The sequence below is a fragment of the Nitratireductor alexandrii genome (assembly GCF_004000215.1).
Classification (GTDB): domain Bacteria; phylum Pseudomonadota; class Alphaproteobacteria; order Rhizobiales; family Rhizobiaceae; genus Mangrovimarina; species Mangrovimarina alexandrii.
Map to the genome: position 1 here is coordinate 76,313 of NZ_RBVY01000012.1, position 12,214 is coordinate 88,526.

Sequence of the window (12,214 nt, forward strand, 5' to 3'; positions counted from 1 at the left end):
ATGTGTCTGGTTCAGGCTATAATTGGTAGTACCATTAGAAAAAGCGGGGTTCCACCCCAAGAAAGGTGGACCCCGCTTCGCTCAGGCCTCGAGTGCGAGAACGCCCGTGGCCTGGCTTGCCAAGGTGCCGCCGTTGCCGTGGACCACAGCCGTGGCGCAATCGGCGACCTGCCTTTCGCCTCCCTCGCCGCGCAGCTGCCGCACCGCCTCGATGATCGTGAAAATCCCGTACATGCCCGGATGGGTGCAGGACAGGCCGCCCCCGTTGGTGTTCACCGGAATGGTTCCGCCCGGCGCGGTCAACCCGTCACGGAACAGCTTGCCCCCTTGCCCCTTCTCGCAGAACCCGAGGTCTTCCATGAACAGGATCGCGTTTATGGTGAAGGCGTCGTAGAGCTGGACCACGTCGATGTCCTGCGGCGCGAGGCCGGACATGGCGAAGGCACGCGCCCCGGACAGAGCCGCGGGGCTAACCGTCAGGTCGGGCATTTCCATGATCGACTTGTGGGTATGTGCAACGCCGAAGCCACGCACATAGATCGGGGTCTTGGACATTTCGCGGGCCTTCTCGGCCGAGACCAGCACCACAGCGCCGCCGCCATCGGTGACCAGGCAGCAATCCCGTACGGTCAGCGGATCGGCGACGGGCCGCGCCGCAAGCACCTCTTCCAAGGTGATCGGATCGCGCATCGTCGCTTCGGGGTTCAACTCGGCCCATTTCCGCATCGACACGGCCACTGATGCGAGGTCTTCGCGGGTCGTGCCGTATTGGTACATATGCCGCGAGGTCGCCAGCGCATAGGCCCCGATCGGGTTGCGGGGATGATAGGGCGCCTCGTAGGGCTGTGGCTCCACCGGGCTGACCAGCCTGCCCGCCGCGCTGCGCTGGTTCGAGCCGTAGCAGATCAGCGCCACGTCGCAGAGCCCGGTTTCAATCGCCACCGTGGCCGATTGCAGAAAGGCGACAAAGGCCGAGCCGCCGTAATTCGTCGCGTCGGTGAAGCGCGGCTGCAACCCCAGGTACTCGCCCACGGACAGACCGGGCAGCAGGTTGCTCATATTGGTCGTGAACAGACCGTCGACATCCTGAAGGGTCAGCCCCGCCTCGGCCAGGGCCGCCTTTACCGCATGGCCCATGATTTCCATATGGCTCATGCCCGGTGCCGCCGAGATACCGTATTGGCCGACGCCGACGATTGCGGATTTCGATCTCAGATCCATCAGGCCGCTCCTTCCACGCCACGAAACACAACACGCGCAGGATCGCCCGCCTCGATCTCGGCCACCACCGGCAGGCCGACGGCCACGTCCAGCGGCGGGCGGTCCAAGACGGTCGAGATCATGCGCACGCCCTCGTCCAGTTCGACAAGGACATAGCTGTAATCGCCGCCCCGTTCGGGCTTTTGGCAAATGGTGGTCGCCGCATAGACCACGCCCTGTCCGCTGGCGTCTTGCCAGGCCAGCGCGTCCGAGCCGCAGCTTGTGCACAAGACGCGCGGTGCGAATTGATACGCGCCGCAGGCCCCGCATTTCTGGATTACGAAGCGACCTTCGTTGAGAAACTCCTGATACTCGCGATCAGGGGCCTGGGCTGCCGATCCGTTTGTCATGTCTTGTCCTTATCGTTCAGTCTGTCTGTTCGTTGCATGCCCCGCCGTCACATCAGATCGGGCAGCAGAAGCGTGATTTTCGGGAAGGCGATCAGCAGGAACATCACGAACACTTCGGCCAGCAGGAACCATGCGGTGCCGCGGAAGATTGCGCCCAGCGGCACGCTCTTTCCGACCACGCCCTTCATGACGAAGACGTTCAGGCCAAGCGGTGGTGTGAGCATCCCGATTTCCAGGTACTTCACCAGGATGACGCCGATCCAGATCGGGTTGATGTCGGCGGCGTGAAAGATCGGCAGCATGACCGGCAGGGTCAGCAGCAGAACGCCCATCGGATCGAGGAAACAGCCAAAGACCAGATAGACCAGCGACGCCAGGAGCACGATCAGAAGCGGATCGGTGCCGAGCGAGTCGACCAGTCGCGCGATGTCATAGGGCAGCCCGCTGATCGCGAGGAACCGGGTGAACAGCAGCGCGCCGGTGGCGATGAACAGGATCGACGCGGTGGTCGATATCGTCTCGTGCAGGCTTTCACGCAGGACCTTCAGGGTCAGGGTCCGCCGGATCAGCGCCACGCCCGCCGCAAGGATCACGCCCAGCGCACCCGCCTCGGTCGGCGAAACGATGCCGCTGTAGATGCCACCGATCACGCCAAGGCTCAGAACGGGCAGCGGCCAGCAGCCGATGATCACCTTCATCTTCTCGGATGGGCTTCGGCTGTCGGCCTCGACCTTCGGCGCGATCGAAGGTTGTGCTAGAACGCGCAGGTAGATCATGAGCGCATAGATGGCGGCGGTGAGGATCCCGGGGATGATCCCGGCGACAAGCATCTTGCCCGCCGAAACCTCGGCAAAGATCGCATAGACGATCATCATGATCGACGGCGGAATGATCGCGCCCAGCGTCCCGACCGCCGAGGCGACCCCGGTCGCCAGCGACGGCGCGTACCCCGCCTTCAGCATTTCAGGAACCGCGATACGGCCAAGCGTCGCCGTCGTGGCCAGGCTCGACCCGCAGGCCGCCGCAAAGCCCGCGCCGGCAAAGTTCGTGGCGATGGCCAGCCCGCCGCGGACACGACCGAGCATCAGCCGAAGCGCGTCGAACAGATCCCGCGTCAGCCCGCTGTTGCCCGCGATGGACCCCATCAGCAGGAACATCGGAACCGCCGTCAGCGTCCAGTGCGCGTTGAATTCGAACGGCAGGTTCTGGAAGGTCGAAGCGGCAGGACGCCCGCCGCGCACGGCCCAGATACCCACGAAGGACACGGTGGACAGGGCGAAGCCGATCGGCACGCGCAACGCCATGAGGACCAGCATTGCGACAATGCCGATGGCTCCAATCAACGTACCGCTCATGCTTCAACCACCTCGGGCTCGCCCAGGTCGCGCCCGGAAATCAGAAGGATGATCTGCAAGATCAGAACCAGGAGCACCGCCCCGTAGCCGAAGACGATCATCCAGCGCGCGGGCCAGAGCGGGAAGTCGAATGCCGTGATGTCAAGGTATTCCCCCTTCTGGGTCTGGTCGATCGCCTTCAGGATGGAATGCCATGCCAGCGCGACCGAAATCGCTGCGGATACCGACAACGCCCCGATGTCGAGGATCCGCAACCACCGCTTCGGCAATGACAGGGTGAAAGCCTCGACCGTCAGAAGGTTGCGCCGGTACTGGACATAACCAAGCGGGAGGAAGCAGGCGGCTATCATGTAGTAGTTGGTCACGGTCTCGACCATGCCGATTGTCGGCCGCCCGAACGCCAGCCGCGCGATCACATCCACACCGATATGCGTGACCATCAGGATCACGCATATCGCGCCGGCCCAGTAGAGCCATAACGACAAAAGTGGGACCAATCTTGCCAGAAGTTTCATCGCTCCTCCCTGTCTGACGGCTATTGTTTTCCGTCTCTTTGGTGGTGTTTTTCAAATATCCTACCATTCGTCAAGACGTCTGTGCTGAAGTGACGCCGCGGAAATTGGGGCTTGCGAGTTTGCTATCCCTACAATAGGCATGTGGTTAATGGAAGAACCATTAAGAGAAACGATGACCGACTCCCTCTCCCAAGCCTTGATTGATGCCGTGCCCCGCCTCTGGGGTGGCGCGGAATATGATGGCGGACTTGTCAAGTTGGCCGGTGGCGCGAGCCAGGAATGTTGGCGGTTCGCCGCAAACAGGGGCGGCGATTCGGTTTCGTTGGTCCTGCGGCGAGTTCCGGCCTTGTCCCGCAAGAAACAGGGCCTGAAACCCCGGATCGACCTGCCGACCGAAGCGGTCGCGATGTCCGCCGCCGCCGCCGCTGGTGCGCCGCTTCCGCGTGTCCACTGGAACACCGGCGCGGAGGATCCGCTTGGCGCCTCGCTCTGCATGGACTGGCTCGACGGAGAGACTGTTGGCCACCGGATCCTGCGCGATCCGGCGCTGGCCGACATCCGGCCGGACCTGCCCCGGCAATGCGGGACTGCGCTTGCCAGGATACATGCGGCCTCGGTCGAGAAGCTCGGTGCATTGCCGACGATCGACGCCGCTGCCCGGCTGGAGGTGTTGTCGCGTCTCCACCACGGGCACCCCGGACATCGCCCGGTCTTCGACCTTGCGCTGACCTGGCTCGAACGCAATCTGCCGGATCCCGGACAGGTCCGGCTTGTTCATGGCGATTTTCGCACCGGGAACCTGATGGTCGGTCCGGACGGGTTGCGCGCCATTCTCGACTGGGAACTCGCCCATCTGGGCGATCCGATGGAGGACCTGGGCTGGTTCTGCGTGGGATCCTGGCGGTTCGGGCAGATTGACAAACCGGCGGGAGGCTTCGGCAGCCGTGAAGACCTCTTCGCCGCATACGAGGCCGCGGGCGGTCAGGCCGTCGACCCGGAGCGCGTGCGCTTCTGGGAAGTCATGGGCACGCTGCGCTGGGGTCTGGATTGCGTGGAATTCGCCGAGGAGTTCCGCCGCGGCGACCGCACGGTCGAACGTGCCGCCATCGGTCGGCGCACGTCCGAGACCGAGATCGACCTCCTGCGATTGATCCTGCCGAGGGCGCGTAAATGACCACAGCTACGCCAGATGCCGTCGAACTTGTCCGCGTTGTCGCAGATTGGCTCCGCAAGGATGTCTTGCAGATTCTGGGCGAGCGCCGCTTCGAGGGGCTTGTCGCCGCCAACGTGCTCGACATCGTCGCCCGCGAACTGACCTTCGGCCCGGACGCTGCGGACCGGAAACAGGACAGGTTGCGCGAGCTCCTAAACAGCGACGCGATGCCAGACGAGATGGAAGCTGCCCTTTCGACCGCGATCCGGACCGGATCCCCCGCGCTCGACCCCGAGGCGCTGGCCGAATTCCTCTGGGCGACCACCTTGGACCGGCTGTCGATCGACCAGCCCAAATACGCCGCTTTCCGTCGCGAGACCGAACTGGACGGCCCCAAAGGAGAAGAATGATGGATTTTGACCTTCCCGAAGATCTTGTCGCCTATCTTGGCGAGCTTGACGATTTTATCGAGCGTGAGATCAAGCCACTGGAAGAACAGGACGACAATATCCGCTTCTTCGATCATCGCCGCGAATGGGCGCGGACCGATTTCGAGGGGGGCGGCCTGCCGCGCAAGGAATGGGAAGAGCTGCAACGCGAAGCCAAGCGACGCGCTGATGTTGCCGGCCACCTGCGGTTTGCTGTGCCCAAGGAATTTGGCGGCAAGGGCGGATCCAACCTGTGGATGGCAGTGATCCGCGAACACCTGGCCGCCAAGGGGCTGGGGCTGCACACCGACCTTCAGAACGAGCATTCCATTGTCGCCAACCTGCCGCAGGTCATCATGCTGCGCGACTATGGCACCGAAGCCCAGAAGGAACGCTTCATCGAAGGCGCGATCACCGGAAAGACTTGGATCGCCTTTGGGCTGACCGAAGCCGAGCACGGGTCTGACGCCACCCATATGGAGACGACAGCGGTCCGCGAAACCCGCAACGGTGTGCCCGGGTGGCGGATCGACGGCGAGAAATGCTGGACTACCAACCTGCACAAGGCGACCCATGTCGCCGTCTTCTGCCGCACGTCCGGCGAAGCAGGCAGCGCCAAGGGGATCAGCGCCTTCATTGTCGATGCGACCGACCCCGGCATCAAAGTCGAGGAGTGGCTCTGGACCTTCAATATGCCGACTGACCACCCGCGGATCTCGATCACCAATGTCTGGGTGCCGGAAGACGCCATCTTTGGCCCGCCAGAGAACGGGTTGGCACTGGCACAGGCTTTCGTCCACGAAAACCGCATTCGGCAGGCCGCAAGCTCGCTGGGCGCGGCTAGCTATTGCCTGGCCGAAAGTGTGAAATATGCCAAGGAACGCGCGCCGTTCGGCAAGCCGCTCTCGGTCAACCAGGCAATCCAGTGGCCACTTGTCGAGGCCGCGACGCAGATCGAGATGCTGCGGCAATTGATCCGCAAGACCGCTTGGGAAATGGACCGGATGCCCGCTACCGAAATCGCCAGGACGTTGTCCGACAAGGTGTCGATGTGCAACTACTGGGCCAATCGGTTGGTCTGCGAGGTGGCTGACCGGGCGATGCAGATCCACGGCGGCATGGGGTATTCGCGGCATAAGCCGTTCGAACACATCTACCGCCACCACCGTCGCTACCGGATCACCGAAGGTTCGGAAGAGATCCAGATGCGCAAGATCGCCGGCCACCTGTTCGGTTTCGTCGGACGGAAATCGCGCGCGTCCGAAGACGCCTAGCCCCGCTGGGATGAGAATGCCAGGAGCCATTGCGGCCTGGGTGCGGTGCCTCAAGCACCGCACCCAGGGCAGGCCGAAAGGTCAGCCGAAGAACTCGTCGTTGCCTTCGCCCACCTCAGGCACGCGGTTACCCACATGGGCTCTTGAGCGGGAGAATTTGAACGGCGGGTTCGGCACTTTGAACTCGCCCGACGCGTCGCTGACCGGTGCCAGGATACCACGCTCGCGCGCCTCGTCGCTGGTCAACGCCTCGGCTACCGTCCTGTACCGGGAGGTCGGGACACCTGCGGCCATGAGTGCCGCGACACAATCGTCGCCGCTGCGCGACCGGGTCCACGCTTCAATCTCGACCATCATCTCGGCCCAGTGGGTCTGCCGCCCGACGGCGGTCGCGTATATCGGGTCCTTGGCCCAGTCAGGATCGCCCAGCATGGTTCGAAGTCCCTGGAAATTCTTGTCGCTGAGCGGCACGGTCACGATGAAGCCGTCAATGGTTTTCACCGGCACGTAGACATGGCGCGGATTGGCTTGCGGGAATTGCACCTCCTGTACCTCATAGACCATCATCGACAGGATGCAATCCATCAGCGCGACATCGACAAGTTGCCCCAGCCCCGAGCGTTCACGCTCCAGGAGCGCGGCCTGGATCGCACCCCAGGCAAAGACGCCTGCCAGCACATCGGCAAAGAACATGCCGGTGGGAGCCGGGCGGTTGGCCGGGGGATCGAAGCCCATCAGTGTGAGGTCGAAACCGGAGGCCGCGTGGATCATCGGCGCGTAGGCCGGTCGGGTCGCCGCCGCACCGGATTGGCCAAAGCCCGAGATCGCGCAATACACCAGGCGCGGATTCAGCTCGGACAGCCTGTCCCAACCCAAACCGAGGCGCGCCATCACGCCCGGTCGGAAGTTTTCCACCACCACGTCCGCCGAGGCGATGAGCGCGCGGGCCCGGGCCAGCCCCTGCTCGGATTTCAGATCGAGCGTGACGCTGCGCTTGCCCGCGTTCAGCGCCCCGAAATAGGAGGACGCACCGTCGCGCACCGGAGGACGGCCGCGCATGGATTCGCCGCCTTCGGGTTCGACCTTGATGACCTCCGCACCGACATCGGCAAGGAGCCGGGTGCAGAAAGGCCCCGCCATGACCTGTGAAAAATCGATCACCCGGAACGGCGCCTTTGGTGCATCAGTCATTTTATTCTCCCTCGGTTCCCGCTAAACTCTAATGGTAGGTCCATTTGATCGCAAGCTGGAACCGTCCTGCGAGATGGGCGGGAAGATATGATAAAACAAAGAAACATGGCGGATTTTTCGACGCTTCTTTCCTGGTTGGAAAGGCATGACCAAAGGCGAGTTATCGGACGATGATGTCGGACCCGACGCCAGATGGAACCGGGCTTCGGGGCGCGATTCCCATTGCGTTGATCATGCCCGCCATCGTGCTTGCCTTCATCGACCTGGTGACCGGGCAACATGCGCTGGCGGGGCCGGCGCTGATTCTGGTCTTGGCCTTCGTGCTGGTCGGCTGGCGCGGGCTGAAACCCAATGCGCGGATTATGCTGGCCATGTCCGCAGTGGTGGTGATCGGCTGCATCGCGGTCGGCGTGAGCTGGGCAGAATTCCAGGTCATCGCCTCGCGCACCATGTACCTGCCCGCGCTGGTCGCGGTGATGACGGTGCTGCGGGTTGCCGCCGAAGGGTCGCCCATGGTCACCGGGGCCGGGCATTTCGTCGTCGAGCAGCCCCCCTCGCGCCGCTTCGGGCTGCTTGCCATCGGCAGCCAGATTTTCGGCGTGCTGCTGAATGTCGGCGGCTTCCTCCTGCTTCTGAACATCGCGCTGCGCACGGTGAACGCCACCGCGCCGAACGAGCGGGTGCGCGAGATTCAGACCCGCCGGGTGGTGAACGCGATCCTGCGCGGCTTTGCGCCCGGCATCTACTGGTCCCCGCTGGGGGTGGCGATCAACCTGCTGCTCCCGATCTTCCCCGGCCTGACCTGGTTTGGCTTCCTGCCCTACGGGCTGAGCGCGCTGGCCTTCTACCTCGCCGTCTCCTGGGCCTTTGACCTGCTGGAGCCGCGGGCCAGGAACGTGCCTCCGGCGAAGAGCGGTCGGGGACGGCTTCAGGACCTCCTCGGCCTTGTCCTTGTTCTCGTCGTCATCGCGGGGGCTGCCGGGCTCGCCGAGCATTTTCTGGGCGTTCCGCTGCGCGCGGCGATCCTGATCATCGTGCCGAGCTACGCGGTGCTGTGGATGCTGGCGAACCGGGGGGCCGTTTCACCGGGCGCGTCGCTGGCCCGGATGGGGGGTGAGACCATACGTCTCCTCCCCCGCTCGACCAGCGAGATCTGCGTGATGACCGCATCGGGCTTCGTCGGCCTCGCCCTTGCCGCCATGGTCCCCGCGAGCGTCGTGGAAGCTATCGTGCTGAAGGCCGGGTTTTCGGCGGGCGTACTGGCGGTGGTCGTGGCCTGGCTGATCCTTGCCCTGTCCATGGTCGGGATCAGCCCGGTCATCACCGGAACGCTCTTCGTGGCGGCGATTGCCGGGGTCGGCATCGACATGCCGGATGCGATGTTCATGCTGGCCGCGCTCATCGGCTGGTCCTGTGCGGTGATCGTGTCTCCCATGACGGCGACCATCGCCATCGCGTCAGGTGCGCTCGACCGCCCGGCTTCGCAGGTCGGGCTGCGGTGGAACGGCGCGACGGCGGTCGCAATCCTCGTCATCGCCTCCATCGGGTTTCTGATCGTCTACTGACACAAAGAAAGAGGGCGCCGAAGCGCCCTCTTCCAATCCGATTGAAGTCCGTCAGATCAAAGATCGACCTTGCTGTAGATTTCGTCCCAAAGCACCTGCTCCAGCACAGCGGCATCGCGCTTGATCTGCTCCTCCGAGATCGCGCGCCATTTTTCGAGGTTGGCAACATAGGCGTCCATGATCGCCTGCGCGTCTTCGACACCGCGTTCGGCGGCTTCCGCCAAGATGATGTCGCGGGCCGCGTCATTGGCGGCCTGAAGGGCGGCCTTCATCGACTCTTCGCCCTGGACGAAGTTCACGCCATGGTCGGCGACGGCCGTTTCCTTGGCGCGCTCGTCATCGCCGATATAGCCTGTGACGGTGGACTGGGCGACGATGAAGGGCATCTGGCGCAGGACCATCTGCTGGCCTTCTTCGCCGAGGTCGTGCCAGGACTGCCTGTTGAACGTGACTAGGCCAAGGCCCGCGACGACGCCCAGCGGCTCTTCGATCACGGTCTTCACCACTTCGGCAAGGCTGTATTGCTTGAGCCAGGCGGTCGGGCCGACGATGCAGTCAAGCTGCCCACGCTCCATCGCCTCGTACATGTCGCCCGCGGTCATCGACACGGCAATCCCGCCGAGCGCTTCCGCGGTGCGCGACATGGCAGTGCCGCCGCCGCGCATCCGAAGACCCTTGAGCGAGTCCGCCGAACCGTCTAGCTCGCTTGAGCAAAGCATGCGATAGGGGGTGGGCACCTGACCGCCGAGATAGACCAGGTTGTTGTCGGTGTAGTCCGCCATGCAGGAGGGACAGTCGAAGAACATGGTCTCCAGCATCGCGCCCGCCACCGCGACCGGGTCACCGCCGAAGGGCATCATGTCAGGCAGCATCGCCGCGTTGGGCAGTTCCGAGATGAAGTAGTTGGGCGCAACGAAGCCCGCATCGGCGATCCCGTCTCGCAGGCCGCCGAGCATCTCGCGCCCGCCCAGAAGCTGGCCACCGGCGAAGAGCTTGAACTCGATGGAGCCCCCGCTCTCTTCGGCGATCTTGGCGAAGGCCGGTTCGAGCGCGAGCGTGTTGTTCGACGACGCGGGCGGTACGAAGGTTGCATAGTTGTAGGTCTCGGCCATGGCCGGGACCGCGAGGCCGGTGCCTAATGCAGCGGCCAGGATCAGTTTGGTACGCATGGGTTTCTCCTCTCCAGATTGTTCGGTTTTGCGTGGGTCAAGTTTTCGGTCATTGCATCAGCCCCGGCAGGAAGAGGCTGATCTTGGGAAAGACGACGAGCAGGACGACGACCAGCAGTTCACAGGCCAGGAACCACAGGATGCCCTTGAAGATCGTCCCCAGCGGCACGGTGTTTCCGACGACGCCCTTGATTGTGTAGACGGACAGGCCGACCGGCGGGGTGATCAGGCCGATCTCGACGAACTTGATGACGAGGATGCCGAACCAGATCAGGTCGAAGCCCGACGCCTCGATCATCGGCAGGAAGACCGGGAGCGCGATCAGCAGAAGCCCGATCGGGTCCAGGAACATGCCGAGGATCAGGAAGACGACGCCACAGAACAGCACGATCCCGTAGCCCTGCACGCCGAAATGCTCGGCAAAGTCGATCATCGCGAAGGGAATGCCAGACAGGGCGATGAAGCGGGACAGGAGTACGGCGCCGATGGAGACGAAGAAGATCACGCCGGTGCCGTAGAGCGTGTCCTTGATGCTTTGCAGCATCACATCCCAGGTCAGGCGGCGGTAGCCCGCGGCGATCACGATGGACAGGAAGGCGCCCAGCGCACCGGCCTCGGTCGCGGTGACGATGCCGGAATAGAGCCCGCCGATAACACCCAGGATGAGAAGCGGCATGGGCCACACGTCCCGAAGCGAGGCGAAGCGTTCGTTCCAACTCGGCTTGAAGTCTACCGGCGGGGCCAGCTCGGGATTGATCTTGCACCGGGCGGCGATCATCACCGCATAGATGCCGGCGGTCAGAATGCCCGGAATGATCCCCGCAATCATCAGCTTCGAGATCGAGGCCTCGGCAAAGGTGCCGTAGAGCACCATCAGGATCGAGGGAGGGATCAGCGAGCCAAGCGTGCCGGCCGCGGCCACGACGCCGGTGGCAAGCCCCTTGTCGTATTTGAACTTCAGCATCTCGGGCACGGCGATGCGGCCCATGGCGCTGGACGTGGCGACCGAGGAACCCGAGGCGGCGGCGAAGCCCGCACAAGCGAAGTTCGACGCGATGGCAAGGCCGCCGGGTAATCCCGCAAGCCATAGTCGCGCGGCCTTGTAGATCGAGCTGACGATGCCCGCATTGAAGGCAACCGCCCCCATGAGCAGGAACATCGGGATCGCCGAAAGCGACCAATGCGCCACGAATTCATAGGGAATGGTCTTGAGCGAGCCCATGGCGGCACGCTCGCCCACGATGCCGTAGATCCCCGCGAGCGAGACGCTGATCAGCGTCACCGCGATAGGCACGCGCAGCGCAAGCAGAACAAGGATGGCGCCAAGGCCCAGACAGCCGATCAGGACGTTATCCATAAGTATGTTCCTCGCCCTGGGATTCGCGTCGTTCGCCGGCATGGCGGAAAAGATATGCAGACTGCCAGAGGCTGAGGATTGCGGTCGAAACCATCGACAGCGGGATAAGCCAGCGGGTCGGCCAGACCGGAACGGTATCTGTCCCGGCCTCGACCACCGCGCCGATCGAGGTCTGGTGCAGCGCTTCCCGCACCGTCACCCAAGCAAATAACAGCAACAGCGTGGCCGAGAAGACACGGATCACCGCATCCATCACATCCTGCCGCTTCGGCGAGGTGTTCGCCGTGAAGAGCTCGACGAAGATATGGTCGTCGCGCGCCTGCACAAGCGGGATCGCCAGGTAGACGAGCCCGACCATGTAGTAGAAAGACACGATCTCGAGCGTGCCCTGCACCGCGATGTTGAACAGGTGCCGCGCGGTCACATCAATGATGATGTGAACCAGCATTGCGACGATCGCCAGACCACCAACCCCAAGATTGATGCGCACGATCCACCGAACCCACGCGGGTTGATCAAATATCAAAACTATCCTCCCTCTCCGTCCGTCGGCGATTCACTTGACCCTACCAGGTTTTAATGTTGATAGTTCAACAT

12 protein-coding genes are annotated in these 12,214 nt (G+C 63.4%); 4 read left to right on the forward strand and 8 right to left on the reverse strand.

The features are described 5' to 3' along the window. Positions 1-81: 81 nt before the first annotated feature. The 4 genes from EP380_RS21460 to EP380_RS21475 are packed head-to-tail and all read right to left on the reverse strand — an operon-like array spanning position 82 to position 3,480. Positions 82-1,221, reverse strand: a complete 1,140-nt coding sequence (locus tag EP380_RS21460; RefSeq protein ID WP_127600700.1) for an acetyl-CoA acetyltransferase — start codon at positions 1,219-1,221, stop codon at positions 82-84. Continuing rightward, entirely contained in the window at positions 1,221-1,610 is a 390-nt protein-coding gene (locus EP380_RS21465; RefSeq protein WP_127600702.1) for a Zn-ribbon domain-containing OB-fold protein, read from the reverse strand. Before EP380_RS21465 ends, EP380_RS21460 begins: the two co-directional genes overlap by 1 nt. A 47-nt stretch (positions 1,611-1,657) precedes the next feature. After that, a complete protein-coding gene (locus tag EP380_RS21470) occupies positions 1,658-2,965 on the reverse strand; it encodes a TRAP transporter large permease subunit (protein WP_127600704.1) in 1,308 nt (435 codons plus the stop codon). Then, a complete protein-coding gene (locus EP380_RS21475; protein ID WP_127600706.1) occupies positions 2,962-3,480 on the reverse strand; it encodes a TRAP transporter small permease in 519 nt (172 codons plus the stop codon). The genes EP380_RS21470 and EP380_RS21475 overlap by 4 nt, the downstream gene beginning before the upstream one ends. Before the next feature lie 172 nt (positions 3,481-3,652). Here EP380_RS21475 and EP380_RS21480 point away from each other — a divergent pair, with 172 nt between their 5' ends. From EP380_RS21480 to EP380_RS21490, 3 genes are all read left to right on the forward strand, one after another. After that, entirely contained in the window at positions 3,653-4,654 is a 1,002-nt protein-coding gene (locus EP380_RS21480) for a phosphotransferase family protein (protein WP_127600708.1), read from the forward strand. Between the two features lie 65 nt (positions 4,655-4,719). Beyond that, entirely contained in the window at positions 4,720-5,043 is a 324-nt protein-coding gene (locus tag EP380_RS21485; protein WP_127600710.1) for a DUF6285 domain-containing protein, read from the forward strand. Next, positions 5,043-6,335 (forward strand): acyl-CoA dehydrogenase family protein, encoded by a 1,293-nt coding sequence (locus tag EP380_RS21490; RefSeq protein ID WP_127600759.1) that lies wholly within the window; start codon positions 5,043-5,045, stop codon positions 6,333-6,335. The genes EP380_RS21485 and EP380_RS21490 overlap by 1 nt, the downstream gene beginning before the upstream one ends. 81 nt (positions 6,336-6,416) lie before the next feature. Here the strand turns inward: EP380_RS21490 and EP380_RS21495 are convergent, their stop codons facing one another. Beyond that, positions 6,417-7,526 carry a CaiB/BaiF CoA transferase family protein gene (locus EP380_RS21495; RefSeq protein ID WP_127600712.1) on the reverse strand — a complete coding sequence of 370 codons (1,110 nt, stop codon included), beginning with the start codon at positions 7,524-7,526 and terminating at the stop codon, positions 6,417-6,419. Between the two features lie 170 nt (positions 7,527-7,696). Here EP380_RS21495 and EP380_RS21500 point away from each other — a divergent pair, with 170 nt between their 5' ends. Beyond that, a complete protein-coding gene (locus tag EP380_RS21500) occupies positions 7,697-9,091 on the forward strand; it encodes a hypothetical protein (RefSeq protein WP_127600714.1) in 1,395 nt (464 codons plus the stop codon). Between the two features lie 56 nt (positions 9,092-9,147). Here the strand turns inward: EP380_RS21500 and EP380_RS21505 are convergent, their stop codons facing one another. Genes EP380_RS21505 through EP380_RS21515 form a run of 3 tightly spaced genes read right to left on the reverse strand, consistent with a single transcriptional unit; the run spans position 9,148 to position 12,107 of the window. After that, a complete protein-coding gene (locus EP380_RS21505) occupies positions 9,148-10,260 on the reverse strand; it encodes a C4-dicarboxylate TRAP transporter substrate-binding protein (RefSeq protein ID WP_127600716.1) in 1,113 nt (370 codons plus the stop codon). Positions 10,261-10,309: 49 nt separating this feature from the next. Next, positions 10,310-11,617 carry a TRAP transporter large permease gene (locus EP380_RS21510; protein ID WP_127600717.1) on the reverse strand — a complete coding sequence of 436 codons (1,308 nt, stop codon included), beginning with the start codon at positions 11,615-11,617 and terminating at the stop codon, positions 10,310-10,312. Next, positions 11,610-12,107: a TRAP transporter small permease gene (locus tag EP380_RS21515; RefSeq protein WP_127600719.1), complete on the reverse strand. Its 498-nt coding sequence runs from the start codon at positions 12,105-12,107 to the stop codon at positions 11,610-11,612. The genes EP380_RS21510 and EP380_RS21515 overlap by 8 nt, the downstream gene beginning before the upstream one ends. Positions 12,108-12,214: the final 107 nt, after the last annotated feature.

Excerpts from the sequence above, each read along its gene's own strand:
- EP380_RS21460 (WP_127600700.1), bottom strand. The coding sequence starts at position 1,221 with ATGGATCTGAGATCGAAATCCGCAATCGTCGGCGTCGGCCAATACGGT.
- EP380_RS21505 (WP_127600716.1), bottom strand. The coding sequence starts at position 10,260 with ATGCGTACCAAACTGATCCTGGCCGCTGCATTAGGCACCGGCCTCGCG.
- EP380_RS21465 (WP_127600702.1), bottom strand. The coding sequence starts at position 1,610 with ATGACAAACGGATCGGCAGCCCAGGCCCCTGATCGCGAGTATCAGGAG.
- EP380_RS21490 (WP_127600759.1), top strand. The coding sequence starts at position 5,043 with ATGGATTTTGACCTTCCCGAAGATCTTGTCGCCTATCTTGGCGAGCTT.
- EP380_RS21510 (WP_127600717.1), bottom strand. The coding sequence starts at position 11,617 with ATGGATAACGTCCTGATCGGCTGTCTGGGCCTTGGCGCCATCCTTGTT.
- EP380_RS21495 (WP_127600712.1), bottom strand. The coding sequence starts at position 7,526 with ATGACTGATGCACCAAAGGCGCCGTTCCGGGTGATCGATTTTTCACAG.
- EP380_RS21480 (WP_127600708.1), top strand. The coding sequence starts at position 3,653 with ATGACCGACTCCCTCTCCCAAGCCTTGATTGATGCCGTGCCCCGCCTC.
- EP380_RS21470 (WP_127600704.1), bottom strand. The coding sequence starts at position 2,965 with ATGAGCGGTACGTTGATTGGAGCCATCGGCATTGTCGCAATGCTGGTC.
- EP380_RS21475 (WP_127600706.1), bottom strand. The coding sequence starts at position 3,480 with ATGAAACTTCTGGCAAGATTGGTCCCACTTTTGTCGTTATGGCTCTAC.
- EP380_RS21500 (WP_127600714.1), top strand. The coding sequence starts at position 7,697 with ATGATGTCGGACCCGACGCCAGATGGAACCGGGCTTCGGGGCGCGATT.